Source organism: Halomonas sp. 25-S5, assembly GCF_029889845.1.
Taxonomy (GTDB): Bacteria; Pseudomonadota; Gammaproteobacteria; order Pseudomonadales; family Halomonadaceae; genus Halomonas.
In genome coordinates this window covers 23,869-44,847 of record NZ_JARANV010000020.1, presented here as the reverse complement: position 1 = coordinate 44,847, position 20,979 = coordinate 23,869, and the positions used below count along the sequence as shown (strand labels likewise).

The 20,979-nt window shown below is 64.5% G+C and carries 9 protein-coding genes and 2 pseudogenes; 7 read left to right on the top strand and 4 right to left on the bottom strand.

The genetic code is table 11. The features are described 5' to 3' along the window. The first annotated feature begins 52 nt into the window (after positions 1 to 52). Genes OP498_RS13900 through OP498_RS13885 form a run of 4 tightly spaced genes read left to right on the top strand, consistent with a single transcriptional unit; the run spans position 53 to position 8,276 of the window. Positions 53 to 1,450, top strand: a complete 1,398-nt coding sequence (locus OP498_RS13900; protein WP_280553927.1) for a hypothetical protein — start codon at positions 53 to 55, stop codon at positions 1,448 to 1,450. After that, positions 1,447 to 2,283, top strand: a complete 837-nt coding sequence (locus OP498_RS13895; protein WP_280553926.1) for a hypothetical protein — start codon at positions 1,447 to 1,449, stop codon at positions 2,281 to 2,283. The genes OP498_RS13900 and OP498_RS13895 overlap by 4 nt, the downstream gene beginning before the upstream one ends. Then, positions 2,280 to 7,166, top strand: a complete 4,887-nt coding sequence (locus tag OP498_RS13890) for a hypothetical protein (RefSeq protein WP_280553925.1) — start codon at positions 2,280 to 2,282, stop codon at positions 7,164 to 7,166. Before OP498_RS13895 ends, OP498_RS13890 begins: the two co-directional genes overlap by 4 nt. A 3-nt stretch (positions 7,167 to 7,169) precedes the next feature. Next, on the top strand, positions 7,170 to 8,276 hold the full coding sequence (locus OP498_RS13885; RefSeq protein ID WP_280553924.1) for a Wadjet anti-phage system protein JetD domain-containing protein: 1,107 nt from the start codon (positions 7,170 to 7,172) through the stop codon (positions 8,274 to 8,276). A gap of 847 nt (positions 8,277 to 9,123) precedes the next feature. Here OP498_RS13885 and OP498_RS13880 read toward each other — a convergent pair. The 3 genes and pseudogenes from OP498_RS13880 to OP498_RS13865 form a co-directional block, all read right to left on the bottom strand. Next, positions 9,124 to 9,234, bottom strand: a pseudogene (locus OP498_RS13880) (antibiotic biosynthesis monooxygenase); the annotation flags it as partial. 114 nt (positions 9,235 to 9,348) lie between these two features. Beyond that, positions 9,349 to 10,074, bottom strand: coding sequence for an anaerobic ribonucleoside-triphosphate reductase activating protein (locus OP498_RS13875; protein WP_280549973.1), 726 nt, complete (start codon positions 10,072 to 10,074; stop codon positions 9,349 to 9,351). A 57-nt stretch (positions 10,075 to 10,131) separates the two neighbouring features. Further along, positions 10,132 to 12,066, bottom strand: a pseudogene (locus OP498_RS13865) (ribonucleoside triphosphate reductase). Positions 12,067 to 12,852: 786 nt separating this feature from the next. Here OP498_RS13865 and OP498_RS13860 point away from each other — a divergent pair. From OP498_RS13860 to OP498_RS13850, 3 genes are read left to right on the top strand one after another with little or no spacing between them, the layout of a single operon-like run. Continuing rightward, positions 12,853 to 16,107 (top strand): site-specific DNA-methyltransferase, encoded by a 3,255-nt coding sequence (locus tag OP498_RS13860; protein ID WP_280553921.1) that lies wholly within the window; start codon positions 12,853 to 12,855, stop codon positions 16,105 to 16,107. A gap of 3 nt (positions 16,108 to 16,110) precedes the next feature. Beyond that, positions 16,111 to 16,908, top strand: a complete 798-nt coding sequence (locus OP498_RS13855; RefSeq protein WP_280553920.1) for an ATP-binding protein — start codon at positions 16,111 to 16,113, stop codon at positions 16,906 to 16,908. Beyond that, entirely contained in the window at positions 16,905 to 19,721 is a 2,817-nt protein-coding gene (locus OP498_RS13850; RefSeq protein WP_280553919.1) for a DEAD/DEAH box helicase family protein, read from the top strand. Before OP498_RS13855 ends, OP498_RS13850 begins: the two co-directional genes overlap by 4 nt. A gap of 370 nt (positions 19,722 to 20,091) precedes the next feature. Here OP498_RS13850 and OP498_RS13845 read toward each other — a convergent pair whose 3' ends face one another. Further along, a complete protein-coding gene (locus OP498_RS13845) occupies positions 20,092 to 20,940 on the bottom strand; it encodes an AraC family transcriptional regulator (protein WP_280553918.1) in 849 nt (282 codons plus the stop codon). Positions 20,941 to 20,979 lie beyond the last annotated feature (39 nt).

Genomic DNA, 20,979 nt, shown 5'->3' with positions numbered 1-20,979 from the left:
GACGGCTGTGGGCGTCACTTGGCATAATACCCTTTTGTCATCAGGACCGCTCATGACAGCCTGGAGCAAACTGCTCGTCCCTACCACGCGGCTAATCGACCTGCACGACAGCGGCCACGAGCCGGGATCGCCTTCCGTTCAGGTCAGCCAGGAGCAGCGTCGCGGTTGGCGAGACGGCTACTGGCTAGACCTCGGTTGCCTGCTGCTCGACTACCTACTCGACGTCGACTTCGCCACGAACAGTGCCTTTGTCTCCCAGACTCGCTGCCTGGCACACCTGCGCGAGAGTTATCCCGAGTCCTATTCCACGCTGCCCCATGACGATCTCGTCTACGTCATCAACCTTCTGGCCACCCCCAGTGAGATCCACTTTCGCCAGCCTCAGGGGGACCAGGACGGTGAAGCGGCGGGCCGCGCTGCGCGCAGCACCAAGCGTACGGCACTGATCGAGAAGCAGGGCCAGACAGGGCAGGTGCGTCTCACCCCCAGCGGCCGCCAGGCGGTGACGCTCGCCGGCCAGGTGGAGGATCTGCTCTATTCCGAGTACGACGCCGCCAAGGTACTGGCCGCACTGGCACGAGGCGACTTCGCGCGCATTCCCGACATCACCAACCAGATCCTGCTGGCGATCCGCGCCCTGACCCAGGAGCTGCGTCGAGTGCGTGAGAATCCCACCCGAGAAGGCAAGCTCTCGGCGCTGCTCGATAACGAACGTCACTACCACAATGCCTTGACCAGCATCCAGCAGACCCTGCTGGATGCCCGGGCACAGCTGTCGACGGCACGGCTGATGGAGCGCTTCGATGCCTGGCGAGAGATGCAGACCGAAGAGTGGGATCTGCGCATGCTCTCCAGCGCCATTGGCCGAGTGCTCACTGCCATCGAGAACTTGTCGCGGCGCCTCTCCGAGCTGCTGGCCGACATCGCCGAGGGGCGTATCCAGTCCATGGGCGTGGTCGACTTCCAGGCTCTGGCACGCCACCTGCTCGAAGCGCCCGGCGAGTCGAGCCTGCAGCAGGCCGTGGTGGCTCGACTGATGCCGCTGTACGCTCAGCCCGCCTTCCCGCGACCCGTGCCGCTGATTCCGCTGCTGGAAAGTCGTCGCGCCGAGGCTAGTCACGCCGCTCTGGTGTTCGACGAGACGCACGATGCCGACCCCGAGGATCCGCTGCTGGCCCGTTTCCTGGAGGCGCGCGGTCCGGCGCTGCGCGAGCGCCTGCGTGGCGGTCCGCTGCCGTTGCCCGAAGCGCTCGCCGAGGGCTGGCACCGCTTCGAGGGTGGCGACTTTCTGGCTCAGCTGCTCAACACCTTCGTGGATACTGAACTACTCGCGCCAGGGGTGACCGTGGGCATCGAGCCCCAGCCGTTCGCGCTACGTCTTGACGACGGGCGACGTGTCGAAGGGGCCGTGACCCCGTCACTCGGCTTCTTTGAGGAAGAACGCGCATGAACATGACCGAAATGGGCGAGGTCGTCGCCTACCTGCTGCGTTACCGCAGCGCCGAACGGGCGCCTGGTAGTGGGCGCAAGCGCCGCGCCGCACGCGAGGGACAGCTCGCCGAGCGCGATGTCTGCGCACTGATCGACGATGCCAGCGACATCGAGCGAGAGGCGCTGCGCGATTTCCTAGCCGGTCAGGGGCTACGCCTCAAGGTCTTCGAGGCCGGGGACTATCCGGGGATCGCGCCTGGCTCGCGCTACTATGCCCTGCTGCCGGACCCCGAGCTCGAGCAACCGCCACTCTATACCCGCGACCCGGTGTTCGAGGCCCTCAAGCTGCGACAGGAGAGCCGCACGGAGCTGGCCCATTGGTACCTGCAGTTGTGGCTGCTGATGCATACCCTGCTTTATACCCGCTACAACCGGGCGCTCTCCGATGTCAGCCGCTATCAGGAAGCCACCTTCACCACGGCGGAGCTCGCCGAGCTGCTGCGCGAGCAGCTCGAGGCGCTGCGCGAGCTGGGTGAGGCGGCGCCAGAGACGAGCCGCGCCCTGTGTGAGGAGCGTGGCGAGGACGTCAGTCGCCGGGTTCGCGCCTTCATCGATCTGCAGGCGCGGGCCGGTCTGCTCGAGGCTGTGCGTAGCGACGACCGCGAAGCGGAGGGAGAGATCTGGCAGCAGACGCTGCTCGGCGCGCTGGAGAGCGAGCAGGTGGGCGTGCACCAGCTCGCCCATCTCCAGGTCCTGGCCCAGGGTGGCGTCGGACGGACAGCCGCTGAGGCCGGCGATGATACGTTCGGTGGGATGTCCGCCGGCGAAGGAGACGAGGAGGTCGCCCCATGAGCGTGATCCACCGCATCGAGGTCGCCAACCTGCTCAACAAGCACGGTGACGTGGCCTCGCCCTGGGATGCCAAGATGCGCCACCTCCTGCTCGACCTGCGCGGCCAGTCGAGTGCCATCAGCATGGAAAACGGTTTCGGCAAGACCACCCTGGCTGAGGCATTGATCGGCCTGCTGTCGAGGGATCGCAGCCTGCTCTCGCGCACGCGGCGCAAGTGTTCCCCCTCCACGGTGTCGGGGGAAGGGCGCAGTTGGAGCCACTTGCGCGTGGAGTTCCGCTCGCGCAGTGCCGCGCCCGGGCAGGACGACATGCTGGCCGCAGCCGGCGAGGAGGTGGCCGGCGAGACATTCGTGTTCGGCTTATACGGCTACAGCGACGGCAGCGGGCTCTCCTTCTACCACTATCCCGGGCGGCTCGAGGACATTCCGGTCCACCACCTGACGCGGGACGGCAAGCTGGCGCTCTACGCCAATAGCGACGTCAAGGCGATGATGGCCGAACGCGGGGTGCGATTGACCCACAATCGTGACGAGTGGCTGGAGGCCGTGGGGGCTCACGTATCGCGGCGCGAACTCGTTCAACTTGCCGCCTTCCAGAAGGAGGGGGGCGCCGACAAGAGCCAGATCTTCAACGCCATCAAGCCGCGTCCCGGCGAGAAGGCCGACCAGGCGTTCTTCTTCGAGGTGCTGGCGCCGGAGATCCTCTCTGGCGCCACGCGCGGCGAGACCGACGAGAGCGAGGAACTGATCGAGGAGGTGATCCTCAATTCGGGCAACAACATCACCGAGCTGCGTCATCGGCTCGAAGAGGCCGAACACGACCAGCGTCGCGCCAGGGACAAGGTCGAACGTCTGGCGGCGCTCGAGGGCGAAGGCGAGGCCCTGTTCGCCGCTCGTCATGAACTCGCCGAAAGCGACCGCGAGCTGGCCCAGAGCGAGGCGCTGCTGGGCGGACAGGCGCTGGCCGGTCTGCCCGGCGTCCCCCGATTGTCGGATCAAGCCGCTGGCGACGCCGCCGTAGGTCTGGCCTGGGCGGTGGGCGACACCGACCGGCCACGGGTCTCCACCTGGCTGCTGGCCCGGCTGACAGGGGTGAAGGAGCGCGCCGTGCGCGGCGCCCTGGTCGAGCGTGGCGACCGGGTCGAGAGCCATCGGCGGCTCGTTCACCTGCCTGGGGCAGACTGGCCGGCGGCGCGCGAGGTGGGCCACGTGGGCTTTGCCGCGGCCCGCCAGTGGCTAGCCGAGAGCCTGGCCTTCGACGACGATGCGCCGCGCTATCGCGCTGTAGCGGCACTGGACGAGGGCGCCGAAGCGTTCGATGCGCAGGACGGCAACCGTTTCCGCGAAGAGGTGATCGGCGATACGGTCTACCTGGATGAATTGAAGCATGAACTGAGCGATCAGGAGGCGCGCCAGGAAGCGCTCGATAAGGAGCGCGAGCGCCTCGAGTCGCAGCAGCGCGACTTCGTCGACAACCAGAGCTTCTACACCCAGGCCCTTGCCGATGGTCTGTTCAGCGAGGCAGAGCTGGAGTCGCCAGAGACCACTGCCGCATTGGCCCGTGACGAGGCCGCTGCGGCGCGCACCGCGCTCAACGAGCACCTGGGACGTGTCGGCGAACTCAAACAGGTGGCCGGCTGGCATGCGGATTTTCGGCGAGAATGCCCCGACGTGAGGCCGGCCGAACGGCTGGCCGAGAAGCAGGCAACCGAAGCCGAGCTGAGTGAAACCCTCGACCGTCTTAGCGGCGAGCGCGACGAGAGCATCTCCGCCTACGATCAGGCGCGTGCCGAGCGCGAGCGGCTCAATGCCGAGCGCGAGCGTCTGACCGGGGAGCGCGGCCCTCTGGCCCACGGCCAGGCGCCGTGGCGTGCCTTCCTCGAGGGCTGGCCAGGCGAGTCGGTGCAGGGCTTCTGGGGGCGTCGCAAGAAGGCGCTGGCCGAGCTCGAGAGCCGCTGTCGCGAGGCCGAACAGCGCCGCCAGGAGGCCCAGCGTACACAGGCCCGTCTCGCCCCGCTGGCCGAAGCGGCGGCCCGCTACGCCGAACTGCACGGCGACGATGACCCGGTTCACCTGCGGGTGCACTTGCGCGACCGGGAGCGTGAACTGGGCGAAGAGGCGCATCGCCTGGAGACCGAAGAGGCGCGCTTGCGCCAACTGCATGCGGCCCGGCTCTCCTTTGCTGAGCTGAATGGCGCTAGAGAGCTCTCCCCCGAGGCGTGGCTGGCCGATGCACGGCGTCGCTATCCGCGTCTGCTGCGCGAGGCCGAGACGCTGGCGGCGGACATCGCCGCCCGTGAGGCCTACCTGGCGCAGTTGGCCGGCGACCCCCTGGAGCGCCGCGCTGCGGAAGCCGAGGCGCATCGTCTCCTCGAGGAAGCTGGCATTGCCTGGCAGCCGCTGCACGTCGTGCTCAATGCCAAGGACGTGGCCGAGGACCGGCGCCGTGAGCGATTGGCCCAGGCAGCAGGCCTGCTCTTCGCACCGGTGGTAGCGGGGAGCGAGGCGGCGCGGCATGCCGCTGAGGTACTGGTCGACGCGAGCTTGGCCGTTCCGGTGTTCGAGGCACAGCGGCTGGCGGCACTGCTGGAGCGTGGAGAGCCGCCCCTGGGCGCCGTGCAGGGCGTGGAGACGCTGGCGGTGAAGGCGGCCTTGGATCCGAGCTATCTGGAGACTCTGCGCGAGGCGACCGAGACGCGACTGTCCGCGGATCACGCGCGTCAGCAGGCGCTGGACGCCGAGTGCCAGCACCTGGACCCTCACGGCGAAACCTTCTCCCTGGCCCTGGAGGCCCGCGAAGCCGACGACAACGACGTGGAGCGTGCGCTGGAACGCTTGGCCGAGACGCAGTCGCGCCTGGACGAACGCCAGGAGAGTCTCGCGCCGCGCTTAAGCGAGGCGGCACTGGCCTGCATCGACGGCTATCAGCGCTATCTGCAGGAGGGAGGCGACCTGGCCCTGGAGCAAGCGGCCGAGACCCAAGTCGAGGCGGGCGAGACCCTGGCCGAGCTGAGGCCGCAGCGCGAGCAGGCGGCTCAGGAACTCGAGGCCCACGGCAGCACCTGGCTGGCTGCCGAGCAGTTCAACGATGCCGGTGGCGTCGAGCGCCTCGCAGCCCTGGATGAACGCCTCATCGAGCTGGAGAGGTGGCTTGGCGAAGCGGATGAGCGGCTAGGCGAAGCGGAGCGGCGGCGCGAGGTCCTGACCCGCCAGCATGCTCAGGTAGAGGTACGTCTGCGCCAGCTCTTCGCTGAGGGCGAGCGCGAACGTCTGCGCGCCCTGGCCGACTTCGAGGCCCAGGGCGGCGAGGAATTCATGGCCACGGCCACGGAGGTCCAGGAGACACGCGAGGCGGAGCTGGCTTTGGCCACGAAGCGTGCGGACTTCGACTTCTCACGCATACGCGCTTATCTCGACGTGCGCGATGCCAGCGGTGGTAGCCAGCAGCTCGAGCACGAGATCGCGCGGGTCAAGCGCGAAATTGCGGCGCTGCGAGAGGCGCGCAAGGCAAAGCAGCGCGAACGCGATGCCGTGGAGCAGCGTCTCGCCGATCATCGGCGTGCTCTGGAGCGGGTGGACCAGTTGGCCGTGGAGTGGCTGCGCGCCCTACGCGAGTTGCCGGCCGGCTGGGATCGGCGGCTGGCCGAGTCGGCATCGGCAATCTGGCCCGGCGATGACGACGAAGACGCCCCGCGCACCCAGGCCCTGAACGAGTGGCAGCGGCTGGCTGGCGAGTCGGTGGCCGATGGCGCCCTCGATCTGGAGGCCCTGGAGGCGTGCCAGCAGACCCTGCTGGACGCTCTGGCCGAGCTCAACCTCGGCGAGCGGGCCCGCCATCGCGAACGCCTAGCGAAGCGTGTGGCGGAGGCCGAGCGGCAGCTGACGGCATCGCTGGAGGAGGCCGCTCACAGCCGCCTGTTCAGCGATACCGAACGGGCCCGCCTGGGGGCGCTGGTCGGGGTCAGCCAGGCCGGTCTCGACGATCTCGCCGCCCTGCATTCCCAACTGGCCGGCCAACTCGAGGCACACCGCGAGCGGGTTGGGCGATTGCAGGCCACCCGCGAGCAGATAGAGGGCACCCTGGTGGAGCGTCTGAGTTCGATCATCTCGGACGCCGCCGGCAATCTCGACATTCTCAAGCGGGTGGCGAAGAGCCATGGTGCCGGCGGGGCCTTCTTCGAGGTCAAGGCCGCGCTGATCGGCACCGAGCAACTGCGCGAACTCATCGCCACTCTGCTGGCCGACATCGACGAGCATCAGGCGGCGATGCGCCGACGTGCCGAACGCGACGGTGGAGTGGCTGACGGTGAGGTGCGCCGGCGCGACGACGATTTACTGCGCCAAATCCGCCGCCGCATCTACCGCGGCCTTTTCCATGATGTCTCGATTCGCCTCAAGCACGACGCCATTCGCCCCCATGGTCGGCTCTTCTCGCTCAACGAGGAGATGTCGGAGGGCCAGCGCGAGGCGGTGTCGCTGATGTGGCTGGTCAAGCTCTCGGAATTCGCCATCGAACGCGAGCTGCGAGAGCTTCCGGGGCATCACAAGCGCCGCGCTCGCGCGAGTCGCGAGAGCGTGATCCTGCTCGACGGCCTGTTCTCCAAGCTTTCGCACCGCCGCCTGATCCAGGACTCTCTGGAGTCGCTGCGCAACACCCGTGGGCGCTTCCAGATGATCGGCCTGATCCACAATCCCAACTACGAGAACGACCCGGAGATCTTTCCCACCTACCTGGTGGGTAGCGTGATCGGCGGGGTACAGGGACAGGGCGGCCACGTGATGGTGCGCGACGGCCGCATAACGCCGCCGGAGATACTGGGTCGCAGCCAGGGCGAGGCGAGCCTGTTCGGGATCCATGTCAGCAAGCCGGCGACACAGGAGTGAGCCATGCACGATCCGACGCTCAACCTAAGTGAACCGGCCAAACAGGCTTTGGAAAGGCTTGAGGCGCAGTGGCGCCGGACCTATGTTCGCCATGGTCAGGGCAAGCGATGGCAAGCCATCTCGCTTGCCAAGGCATGGCAGAAGTCTGGGCTCTGCACCAGCGAGCTGCAGGCCTGGCAAGTGCTCGAAGAACTGGGCGAGGCGCGCCTGCTCTCCTTTCCCGCCGGCGTCCGGGTGTCGCCGCATTACCGCGTGAACGCCAGACTCGGCTTGAGCGACGGGCGTTGCGAGCGGATTGTCGCCGCACTACCGGTGGTAGACGCGATGCTAGCGCTGTCGCCTGAACGGAAGATGGCCTGGGGACGGGCGCTGGAGGGCACGCTGGGCGACTGGTCCCGCAACGATCAACAGCAGCTTGTTGCGGGTCTCGAGCAGTTGTCGGCGGCACTCCCCGCCGCTTACGAATTGACGCGCTTTGTGGCCAGCGCCCGCTACCTGCTAGGCAGCAGCAAGCTGCTGGAGGCATTGCCCAGCGAGCTGGTACGAGCCTTCGGAATCGAGCTGAATTGCTTCGCGCCTGCAGAAACCTGGCTATTGGCCAGCGTTCCCGCCAGGCCGGAAGGGCTTCTTTTGATCGAGAATCCCCAGAGCTTCACCCACGCTAGTCGGATGGGAATCGACCGGCGCCTGGCGCTGGTCTGCTCCTACGGCTATGGCCTCTCGTTAGGAGAGGCGCTGGGTGGCATCGATCGCGTGCAACTGGTGGGCCACGGAGCCGAACAGTGGACGTTGACCACATTGCTGAGGCTGCCCAATCTCACTTACTGGGGTGACCTCGATCCCGAAGGACTGCGCATCTATCAACGACTGCAGCAGCGGTTGCCGGACCTTCGCCTGTCGGCACTACTCGAGCCCATGATCGAAGCCCTAGGCGAGCATCGAGGCCACCCCCTGGATGCCTTGACGGGCAAGGGTGGCCAGCGTGAAGCAGGCGACTGGCGGCGGGGCCTGGATCAGGAGTGGCTATCCGACGATTGTCTGACGGCTCTGGCCGGAAAAGCTCTGGTGCCCGAGCAGCAGGCGCACCTGTTGGCCTGTCTGGGTCCGTGAACGATTCAGTAATGAGGAGCTTTTTTGCCACTTGCCCAATGAAGGCCAATTCAAGAGCTAGCAAATAATGCTGTGGTTTGATAGGCGTCTGAGCTTGCCCTTAATTCATGCCCATTAAGGGGAAGTGCGGTCTCGACTTCTGCTTAAGAATCGTGGCAGTTGATTTCGGCTCGGTCTTCTTCGTGCCTTTGGGGGTAGCACCCAGCTTTGCATCCGTACGGAAATTGTGATTGCACACGCAGATTTCGTTATCTGCAATCCTTCCTCAGCGGTTGTACCCCATTGCCCGGTTGGCTCGGTTTACAGGCCATGATGCCGATAGGCGCGCCAACGCGGTGGGTCAGTTGCCTGCCTCTCGGGACAGACGAATGCACGACTGGAAGGGATGAACAGCCTTTTCCAAGCTGGGTCACGCACACGCGGCTAGCGGAGCGAGGCCAGCTTCATCACCATGATCCACCTGATTGTCAGCCCGGTGGATCGCCTGCTCGATCAGGGCAAATCCATATGAGGTGGCGGAGAACCCCAACAATCGTGTTTGGCCAGAGGTCAGGCTCCCCGATCTGGGTATTCTGGTTCTTAACCCCCCGTGACCGGCGATTTGTCCTCCAGGGACGTGTTTCGTTGGCAATCGGTGTGGGCTGCAAACAGATAATCCGCTACGAGGCCCGTGGTTGTGGTGTTCTGGGTGATTAGGTGCTAAGTTGGTCTTGCGCGGTAAATGACTCGAAATGGTCTCCGAAGCCGAGGGTCGCAGGTTCGAATCCTGCCGGGCGCACCACGAATTTAAGGGCTTACAGCGGTGCTGTAGGCCCTTTTTGCTGTCTGTGACCAAATCGTGCCCACACTGGACCATGCTGCGTGCCATGTCGGCATAACCATTGTCATCTTCGGTACGGTGGCTACTGAAGATCACGGCGTAATAGGGCGGTTCGGGCGTATTGGCGATCTCCGACATGGCGGCCTCGAGGGGGAGTGGCAACACGCTGAGCTTAGGCGGCGGATGGCACGGTCGTACAGCGGTAAAGGCGCTCCCGGTGTCGGGTGGGGCCTGGCAACCGGGGTACGTCACTCATTCACGAAGCTCCAGGCGTCGGAAGGCAGGCTTAAGGCGATACACGAGTTTGTGAAGCTCGGCGGTCGAGGGGGCCGACGTCATCGGGCGGGCATAGGCCTCTTTCAGGCACTGGCCCTTGCGCGCCAGCTGGATGGCATAGCGCTCGACGCCTTGTGAGGCGAGGTCCAGCGCCAGGCAGTGCAGGTCCTCCAGCTCGAGATCGCGCCAGTGAACCGTGGTGCGACATTCGAATGCCACATCACTGGCCAACAGCTGGGCCAGGCTCTCCCGATGGGCGGCGCCCACGCCGGGCCGGCCGACGATGGCGTCGAAGTGCGCGTCTGGCCCCTTCACGTCGAGCCCCACCCAGTCGAGATAGGGCAGCATCGCCGCCAGGCGCCGGGGATAGACGCCGGCGGTGTGCAGCCCGACCTTGAAGCCCAGGGCGCGAACCCGCGAGGCGGCCAGCGGCAGGTCGGCGTGCAATGTGGGCTCGCCACCGCTGAACACCACGCCTTCCAGCAGGCCCCGGCGCGTGTCGAGGAAGGCCTCGACCTCCGCCCACTCATCGGGCTTGGCCCTTCTCGGTTCGAGCATCTGTGGGTTGTGGCAGTAGCCACAGCGCAAGGGACAGCCCTGCAGGAAGATCACGGCGGCCAGGTGGTCGGGATAGTCCAGGGTGGTCATGCGGGTCAGGCCGGCCACGGGGAGACGCGGCAAGCGGGGTTCGGAATCTGACATGGGCGCTTTCCAGGCAGGCGCCCCGGCGTCGACGGGGCGCCAGGGGTGGTGATGGCGTTATGCGTGGGCGGTCGATTCGCTGAAGTGCCTACGCTCGCGGTGCTCGGCCTGCTTGCCGTGGTTGAACTGGCTGACCGGGCGGTGATAGCCCATCACCCGGGTCCAGACCTCGCAGCGCTGGCGCTGTTCGGTGGGCAGGGTCTCGGTGGAGTAGCGCATGTGATGCTCCTTTTTCACGGTTGTCGGGTGTGACGAGGGAGAAACGCCTCAGGCCGTGGCATCGGCCGATGAGGCGTGCTGTGCCAGAAGCGCCTCGTCGCACTTCGGGCAGAACTCGTGTTCGCCGGCCAGGTAGCCATGCACCGGACAGATCGAGAAGGTCGGCGTCACGGTGAGGTAGGGCAGGCGGAAGCGGGACAGCGCCGTGCGCACCAGGGTCTTGCAGGCCTCGACCGAAGAGAGCCGTTCGCGCATGTAGAGGTGCAGCACGGTGCCGCCGGTATAGCGCGTCTGTAGCGGGTCCTGGTGCAGCAGGGCCTCGAAGGGATCGTCGGTGTGGCCCACCGGCAGCTGGCTGGAGTTGGTGTAGTAGGGCGCCTCCGGCGTGCCGGCCTGCAGGATGCCGGGGAAGCGCTTTAGGTCCTCCTTGGCGAAACGGTAGGTGGTGCCCTCGGCCGGGGTCGCCTCCAGGTTGTAGAGGTGGCCGGTACTCTCTTGGAACTCCCGCATCCGCTCGCGCACATGCTCCAGCACCTCGATCGCCAGCTGCTGGCCCTCCGGGTCGGCGATGTCGAAGCGGTCGTCGCTGAGATTGCGCACCATCTCGTTGAGGCCGTTCACCCCCAGGGTCGAGAAGTGATTGCGCAGCGTACCCAGGTAACGCTGGCTATAGGGGTAGAGGCCGTCGTCCATCCATTGCTGGATGCAGTCGCGCTTGATCTCCAGGCTGTCGCGACCCAGTTCGAGCAGCCGGTCCAGCTCGGCGTAAAGCCCCGCCCGGTCGCCGGCGAAACGATGCCCCAGGCGCGCGCAGTTGATCGTCACCACGCCCAGCGAACCGGTCTGCTCGGCGCTGCCGAATAGGCCATTGCCGCGCTTGAGCAGCTCGCTGAGGTCGAGCTGCAGCCGGCAGCACATGGAGCGCACCATGTGAGGCTCCAGGTCCGAGTTGAGGAAGTTCTGGAAGTAGGGCAGCCCGTAGCGGGCGGTCAGCGCGAAGAGCCGTTCGGCGTTGTCGCTCTCCCAGTCGAAGTCATGGGTGATGTTGTAGGTGGGGATCGGGAAGGTGAACACCCGGCCGCGGCAGTCACCCGCCTCCATCACCTCGAGGTAGGCACGGTTGAGCAGGTCCATCTCGGCCTGCAGCTCGCCGTAAGTGAAGGGCTGCTCCGCCCCGCCGATGACCGGCACCTGGTCGCGCAGGTCCGCCGGGCAGGTCCAGTCGAAGGTCAGGTTGGTGAACGGCGTCTGGCTGCCCCAGCGCGACGGCACGTTGAGGTTGTAGATGAACTCCTGCACCGCCTGCTTGACCGCCGGGTAGTCGAGCCGGTCGAGACGCACGAAGGGCGCCAGGTAGGTATCAAAGGAGCTGAACGCCTGGGCGCCGGCCCACTCGTTTTGCAGAGTGCCGAGGAAGTTGACCATCTGCCCCAGCGCGCTGGAGAGGTGCCGGGGCGGCGCGCTTTCCGCTCGGCCAGGCACCCCGTTGAAGCCCTCGATCAGCAGGGTGCGCAGCGACCAGCCGGCGCAGTAGCCGCTGAGCATGTCCAGGTCGTGGATATGCAGGTCGCCCTCGCGATGGGCCTCGCTTACCGCAGTGGGGTAGACCTCGTTGAGCCAGTAGTTGGCGATCAGCTTGCCGGAGGCGTTGAGGATCAGCCCGCCCAGGGAGTAGCCCTGGTTGGCGTTGGCATTGACGCGCCAGTCGGCACGCTGCAGGTATTCGTTGACCGTCGACGCCACCCTGACGGTGCCGGGCTGCAGGCTTCCCATGGAGTGCTCCTTCACTGGCTGGATAACTACATATGGTGTTTTTAACTATAAACGACACCACATATTGTGCATGAGAAGGATAGGCACCCTGCCGCGGCAGCGACATGATCCAGGTCAGGAAAAAGGAGAGTGGCTAGCATGCGGCCGCTACTTGCTGCCATGACACACCGGCATGGCTGGGTGCATGGCTCGGCTGAGGTAGTCATTGCTTGGTTATGCGCATTGCCTCGCCGAAATGGTTACCCACAAGAGGGTGTTGCCTCACATACTGAGTTACCAAGGGCAGTATCTGAGGTGGTGGTAATGGCGAAGAAAATGACGACTCCCGGTAGGCAAGAGCTGATAGGTGTTCTGAGGGAGCGCTATGCACAGGGCTCTCGCGCAGAGAAAGGCCGGATCCTCGATGAGTTTACTCTGATCAGTGGGTGCCATCGGAAATCCGCACCTGACTGTCTATGTGAGTGTTCATACACTCGAAATCAGGTGGCCAGATTCACTATGCCACTACAAAGCGATGCGCCGGTGACCTGGAAGCCATGTTTCATGCCGGGGCGTCACAAGCGAGTTTCTCCCCTTGCCTCGATAACCGTCCTTGACCTCGCGCCTTGCGGCCACCCTGCCGATTCACCATGATGGCCTGTATCATCAGCAGGCTAAGCGCATTCATCGCCGCCAGAACGACAGGGACGCCCCATGAGCCAGACCGACGCCCAGCTACGTGAGCTGCTTCTCTTACTCCTGCCCGAAGACGGCGGTACCATCGGGAACTTGCGGCTACGTAATCTGATGGCGGCCAAACTGTATGCCAGGGTAGAAGAGGAAGACTACGAGCGGGTTCGCGATGCGTTGGTCACAGAGGGCGTGCTGGGCAAAGGGCGCGGTCGGGGCGGCTCCGTGTACCGTCTTGCTGCTTCGGCCCCACAAGAAGCGTCGGCCCCTGACACCACTGCCCCCGACCTCACCCTGCAGATGCAGGAGGTCCCCGCCGAGCTGCCGCTGAACCAGCAGCAGGCCAAACCGAAGCGGGCCACCAGGCCGCGCCAGAAGAAGCCTGACCAGGCCGAGGTACTCTCCTACCGCTTTGAGGAGAAGCGCAAGAACAACCCCCACGTGGGCATGGTGGATACCGCCAGCGACGGTGTTGAGGAAACCACCGCCTGGGCCTACGACCCGCACCTGGACCCGGAGCTGCAGTTCGATTCCTCTGCCAACCGTGCCCAGGTCGAGGCGCTTATCGACGATGCCCTGGCCTCCGGTGACCAGGAGCAGATGAAGGCAGCGCTTGAAGAGCTCAAGCGCCTGCAGTCACCCTACCTGCAGTGGACCGGCAAGGCTGAGCGCACCAGCTTCGAGGTGGATACCGTCTCGCTGCATGTTCACGAGCGCATCGACCCCGCCACCATCCTCGGCGAGGTGCAGAAGCGCATGAAGGCCGGCAAGCAAGGGGGCAACGGCAGTGGCAGCGCCTTCCAGCCCGACCTGTTTCACGCCCCTTTCGAGAACCTGCCGCTGCGCGAGGCCATCGACTTCTACAAGCACGAGCGCGACTGGGCCAACCGCCTGATCGCCGGTGACTCCCTGCTGGTGATGAACTCCATGCTGCAGAAGGAGGGCATGGCCGGGCAGGTGCAGATGATCTATATCGACCCGCCCTACGGCATCAAGTACGGCTCAAACTTCCAGCCGTTCACGAACAAGCGGGACGTTAAGGATCGCAAGGACGAGGACCTGACCCAGGAACCGGAGATGATCAAGGCCTTCCGGGACACCTGGGAGCTGGGCATCCACTCCTACCTCACCTACCTGCGCGATCGACTGCTGCTGGCGAGAGAGCTGCTAAGTGATAGCGGATCGGTGTTTGTGCAGATTTCGGATGAGAACCTGCACCATGTCCGGGAGCTATTGGATGAAGTCTTTGGCCCAACAAACTTTGCAAGCCTGATCACAGTAGCCAAAACAAGCAGTGCGACAAGCTCGCTGCTTTCTGGTGTTTCAGACTATGTCATTTGGTATGCTAAAAGCATCGAAGATGTAAAATATAGAGAAGTTTTCCAAAAGAAAGAGCTTGGAGGTTCGGGTACCGGGCAATACACCCTCCTAAGGCGTCTTGATGGAAGTAAAACAAGGCTGTCATCTTCCGACCTTTCACCAGAAAGAATCCCTGAAGGCGGGCGAGTCTTTCGTCTTGACAACATGACAAGCCAAAGACCTCCAGGCGACTTTCCTGTACCAATAACTGGCAGGCAAATTAGGCCGGGAAGTGGGTACTGGAAGACTGGGGAAAAAGGGATGAAGCTCCTTTTGAAATCAGGGAGGCTAGACCTTATAGGGAATACTCTTTGCTATGTAAGGTATCTAGAGGATTTTCCTGTTTACCCATTCTCTAACTTGTGGACTGACACCGTATCTTCTGGGTTTTCAGATCAGAAAGTCTATGTAGTGCAAACAAATTTCTCAATCATCGAACGCTGCCTGCTAATGACCACCGATCCCGGCGATTTGGTGCTGGACCCCACCTGCGGTTCCGGCACCACCGCCTATGTCGCCGAGAAGTGGGGCCGGCGCTGGGTCACCTGCGATACCTCCCGGGTGGCGGTCACCCTGGCCAAGCAACGGCTGATGACCGCCAGCTACGACTACTACGAGCTGAAGTATCCCCAGGAGGGGCTGAGTGGTGGTTTCATCTACAAGACGGTGCCGCACATTACCCTCAAGTCGATCGCCAACAACCCGGAGATCGATGAGCTCTACGCGCAGTACCATCCGGCCATCGAGCAGGCGCTGGCCGAGCTGAACGACTCTCTCCAAGGTCATTCGATCAAGGACGAGCCGTTCACCTTTACTGTGACCGAGGGCGGCCGCAAGGGCGACAAGGTCGACTTCGCCGCGCCCGACAGCAGGACGGTCTCGCTGCCCTCCGGCGAGACCGCCAAGCTCAACGCGCTGCTCGAGTGGGAGGTCCCCTTCGACTTCCCCGACGAGTGGCCGGAGGCCGCCAAGCCGCTCTTCGAGGCCTTCCAGAACGCCCGCCAGACGATGCAGCGCCGCATGGACGAGAGCATCGCCAACCACGCCGGCCAGGAGGTGCTCTACGACCAGCCCGAGGTGAGCCGCGACAAGCTGCGCATCACCGGGCCCTTCACCGTCGAGGCGGTGCCCTTCGCCACCGTGCTGGGCCTGGACGAGGCGGAGCAGCCCAAGGAGGCCGACGTCGCCGTGGCTCGCTCAGGGGCCACCTCCCGCCATGCCCAGTGGCGGGAGGAGCTGCTCAAGGCCGGTATTCGCGGTAAGGGTGGCCAGCACCTCAAGTTGATGGACCTGGAGACCCTGCCCGGCGCCAAGTACCTGCATGCCGTGGGGACGGTGGCCGGCTCTTCACATGATGCGCAGAGCGCATCGAAGGGGGGTGAACGAGTCGCCGTCAGCTTCGGCCCTGAGTACGCCGCCCTGGAACAGCGCCAGGTGGAGATCGCCAAGAACGAGGCCGGTGACCTTTTCCCGTCGCCGAAGCTGCTGGTGTTCTGCGCCTTCACCTTCGACCCGGAGGCCGCCAAGGATATCGACAGCATCAAGGGCATCCAGGCCCTCAAGGTGCAGATGAACACCGATCTGCTCACCGAGGACCTCAAGAAGAACGCGCGCAGCAACGAATCCTTCTGGCTGATGGGCCAGCCGGACGTCGAGGTTCACACCCTCAAGGACGGCAAGCTGCAGGTCGAGGTGCATGGCTTCGACTACTTCGACACCAAAAGCGGCGAGCTCAAGTCCGGCGGCAAGCGCGACATCGCCGTGTGGGAGCTGGATACCGACTACGACGACCGCTCCCTCTTCCCGCGCCAGGTGTTCTTCCCCATGGCCAGCAAGCAGGATGGCTGGTACAAGCTCAAGAAGGACATCCGCGCAGAGCTCAACGAGGAGCTGCTGGGCAAGTACCACGGCACCAAATCGCTCCCCTTCGAGCCCGGCGACAACCGCTGCATCGCGGTGAAGATCGTCGATAACCGCGGCATCGAATCGCTGAAAGTCGTTCGGCTGGATTGACCCATGACACAGCAAACCAGCCTCTTCGAGGTGCTGGCCCGCCATGAGGGGGTCGATACCGAATACAAGGCGGCCCGGGGCGGGCTGCCCAAGAGCCTGTGGGAGACCTACAGCGCCTTCGCCAACACCGCGGGGGGAACCCTCTACCTGGGGGTGAAGGAGGGCGATGATAGCCCATCCACCGCCGGTCTCACTGAGGCGGATGTGGATAAGCTGCGCGGTGAGTTCTGGGCCACGCTCAACAACCCCCAGAAGGTCAGCGCCAATATTCTCCAGGAGCACCATGTCAGCGTCGAGACCTACCAGGGCGACGCCATCCTGGTGATCGAGGTACCCCGCGCCACGCGCAGCGAGCGGTCCTCCGACACTAGCTCCCCACACTCCGACACTAGCTCCCTACACTCCGACACTAGCTCCCCACACTCCGACACTATGTTCCCTCATAGTGAGCCGAGCTCCCCCCACAAGGGCACTACCTTCCCGCATAGTGAAGGGAGCTCCCCCCACAGCGGTGCCGATGAGCACGCCCCAGCGTGGGAAGCACTGCAGCGCATCGCAGCCCCGGTCGCTGCCGCCAAGCGCACTCAGCCCGAGACGATGCAGGCGACGCTGCTCAAGCTCTGCCAAGGCCGTTTCCTCACGCTGCGTCAGCTGTCCGAGCTACTCCAGCGTTCGCCCAAGAACATCGGTGAGCGGCATGTGGCCCCGCTGGTGAAGGCAGGCAAGCTCGAGCTGCGCTACCCCAATGTCCCGAACCACCGGCAGCAGGGCTATCGCACGGTAGAAGGAACCACCGCATGACGGCCAACTCCCTGATCATCAATTCGCCCTACGATGCCCCCTCGGCCTACTGGGAGCGCGACGGTAAGCAGATGACCCTCCAGCAGGGCCGTCGCCCCGCGGCCTACGAGATCTTCGACACCCGCAACAACACCCAGCGCACCGAGCCGCTGGAGCAGGTCAACAAGATTCGCCAGCGCGTGGACGAGTGGCGGGCGGATGGCTACCCCGGCGTCACCAGCGTCACCCGTCAGCTGCTCGAGCACTGGCACGCCCGGGGTGACTGGGACCCGGATGCCTGTCGCTGGGAGGGTGGCCCGCGCCAGTACCCGTTCTACTTCTGCCAGCTCGAGGCCATCGAGACGCTGATCTGGCTGCTGGAAGCGCAGGAACAGTACCGGCAGGGCATCTTTCTCAGCGGGGATGGCGGTCCCTGGGAGCGCATCTGTAACAAGATGGCCACCGGCGCCGGCAAGACCTCGGTGATGTCGCTGATCATCACCTGGCAGACCCTCAACGCCATCCACTACCCCAAGGACCGTCGTTTCTCCAAGGCGGTGCTGATCATCACCCCGGGGCTGACGGTGAAGAGCCGCCTGCAAGTCTTGAAGCCAGGCCACCCCCAGAACGTCTATGACGAGTTCAACCTCTGCCCCAACGAGGCGATGCGACAGCAGCTCAACCGGGTCGAGCTGGTCATCGAGAACTGGCACACCCTGATGCCGCTGAAGGAGCAGGCCCGCTCCGTGGTCAAGAAGGGCAAGGAGAGCGACGAGGCCTTCACCCGCCGGGTGCTGGGGTCGCTTGCTAGTGAACGCGACCTCATCGTGATCAACGACGAGGCTCACCACGCCTACCGCCAGCAGGCCGAATCCAAGGTCAGCAAGAAGCAGGCCGAGGAACTGGGCATCGACCTGGACGAGGCTACCCGCTGGATCGAGGGCCTGGACCGTATCCACAAGACCCGTCGTATCCGGCGCTGCTTCGATCTCTCCGCCACGCCCTTCGCCCCCACCGGCAAGAGCAACACCGAGTCCGGCCTGTTCGAGTGGATCGTCTCCGACTTCGGCCTCAACGATGCCATCGAGGCGGGGCTGGTCAAGACGCCTCGGGTGGTGGTGCGCGACGACGCCCTGGCCAACGCCAAGACCTACGCCAGCAAGCTCTATCACCTCTACCGCGAGGACGAGGTGAAGGAAGACCTCAACCGCCGAGCCGAGCCCACCGCCCCACTGCCGGACCTGGTGCAGAAGGCCTACGCCCTGCTGGCCTACGACTGGAAGGAAACCGCCCAGCAGTGGCAGGAGGCCGGCCACAGCATTCCCCCGGTGATGCTCACCGTCTGCAACCGCACCGAGACCGCGGCGCGCATCGAGCACTTCTTCAACGGCGGCGACTGCCTGATTCAGGAGACCCAGGCCCCCGATGCCACCCTGCGGGTGGACTCCAGGGTGCTCGAGAAGGCCGAACAGGGCGAAACCAGCAGCAAGGACAAGCAGTATGCCGCCCGGCTGGAGGCCCTCATCAAGGCCGCCGAGCTCCCCGCCGACAAGCAGGCCGACCTGCTGGCCATGAAGCAGGAGGAGCAGCTGCGTACCCTGGTCGATACCGTCGGCAAGCGCGGCCAGCCGGGGCAATACCTGCAGAACGTCATCTCGGTGGCCATGCTTTCCGAGGGCTGGGACGCCGCCAACGTCACCCACATCATGGGGCTGCGCGCCTTCACCAGTCAGCTGCTCTGCGAGCAGGTGATCGGCCGCGGCCTGCGCCGCGTCTCCCACGACATGGACGCCGACCGCCAGTTTCTCCCTGAATACGTCAACGTCTTCGGCGTGCCGCTCTCGATCTTCCAGGACGCCAGCGAAGGCGGCGAGGCACCGCCGCCACCCAAGCCCAGCGTGCGCATCGAGGTGGAGCCCGGTCGCAATCACCTGGAAATCCGCTGGCCCAACGTCGATCGCATCGACAATGTGCTCAAGCCGGCGCTGGTGATCGACTGGCAGAGCGTGCCTACGCTGACCCTCGACCCGGCCCAGACCCCGCTCAACGCCGACATCGCCCCCTCGCTGACCGGCTCCCCCAACCTGGCCATGGTCACCGAGATCGACCTCGAGCGGGCGGTGGAGGAGTTCCGGCTGCAGCACCTCATCTTCCGCGCGGCCCGCAAGCTCTACCAGCACAACCAGGCCACCTTCGGGGGCGACAAGCAGTACCTCGCGGTGCAGCTGATCCGGCTGGTCGAGCAGTTCCTCTCCAGCGACAAGCTGGATATCCCCAGCCTCTGGCATCAGGACCCGGTGCGCCGCCGCCTGCTGTTCGCCCTAAACATGGACACCGTGGTAGGCCATGTGAATCGCCACGTCACCGAGCAGAACGTGGAGCGTCAGGAGCTGATCTTCGATGAGCACCAGCCTATCGGCGCCACGGCCTACATGCGGCCCTGGCTTACCACCAAGCCATGTGCCCCGACGGAGCGCTCGCAGATCAGCCACGTGGTCTACGACAGCACCTGGGAGAAGATGGTCGCCGATATCTGCGAGGACCACCAAAGCATTGCCGCCTGGGCCAAGAATGACCACCTCGACTTCAAGGTGCGCTACCTGTGGCGGGGCTCATCGCGCAATTTCGTGCCGGACTACCTGATCCGACTCGCCAACGGCAAGACCCTGGTGCTCGAGGTGAAGGGCCAGGACAGCCAGCAGAACGCCGAGAAGCGCACCGCCATGGAGACCTGGGTGAAGGCCGTCAACGAGCAGGGCGGCTTCGGCCAGTGGGTCTTCGATAGCGTGTTCGAGCCGGCGCAGACCCGCGACGTCATCGAAAGGCATCTATGATGAGGAGCCGTACGGGCTGGCCGAAACCAGCTTGAACGGCTCGATATGGTGATGACATGCTTGTCAACGTCACCAAATCCGGCCCGCGTCGCTATGGGAAGATGTGCTGGTGCCTGACGTCGACACCGCCTCCATCAGTCATCAGCATCTGTGGTGCACCATGGACAGCCTGTCGGACTGCAGCGAAGCCCTCAACGAGGTGCTGGCACACGCTGATCGATCAAGAGCTGTCGATCGTCTTTGACGACCTCACCACGATCCGAGCAGAGGGGAGCACTTCACTCGAAGGCGTTTCATCTCCAGGCTAATCAGTGGTTTACACTTCTATCTGTCGAGCTCGGGGACCCGGCACATACTCGTCATCAGCACTTCAGCCAGTGAGGTACCGTTTCCTGTAGACCCCGGGTGTCACGCCGACGACTCTCTTGAAGGCAGTATTGAAGTAGCTGGGATGGCGATAGCCGACTCGCTCGGCAACATCGGCGACGCTGAGGTCGGTGTTGATCAGCAGGGACTGGGCTTCACCGACCCGGCGTCGAATCAAGTAGTGGATGGGCGAGCAGCCGACCGTGGCCTTGAAGCGGTGCGCGAGATGGAAGTGGCTGACCTTGAAGCGTTGGGCGATGGCTTGCAGATCGAGTTCCTCGGCATAGCGCTCGTCGATGTAGCGCCGAACCTCCTCGCCGAGGTCGTAACCGGGCATATCGAGGCGTGGCTCCGGCCGCTCGAGCAGCCGCCCCACCATCTGTACCAATGCCTGCAGTAGGTGGTGGCAGGTCTCGGCGGCACCGACCTGCCCTACCTGATCGTAGAGTAACTGCATCAGGCCCTCGAAGGCGGCTTGCTGCTCGCCACTGGCCAGCACCGGGCACCCCTGCTCGGACACCAGATAGTTGGCCGGCAACCCCCTTAGCTTGAGCCCACGGAAGCCGCAACAGTAGGCGGTGATGCCAACCTCGGGCCGGGCGGATTCATCATGCAGGATACCGCTGTTGTAGATCAGTACGTCGCCCTTGTGGGTCTGGTACTCGTGTCCGCCGATGATATGCGTGCCCTGGCCTTCGCGGATGAAGACGATCTCGGTACGGCCGTCATGGCGGTGCATGGCGCGGGGCATCGCGCTCTGGCTGCCCTCGGCCTTGCACATGTAGAGCAGTTCGGCCGGGTGCTCCACCAACAGCGATCGACTGGTGCCAGGATTCATGAAACGCTGAATCACCGCGGTCCCTCCGCAATGGCGATGTTTACCTGTCATCTT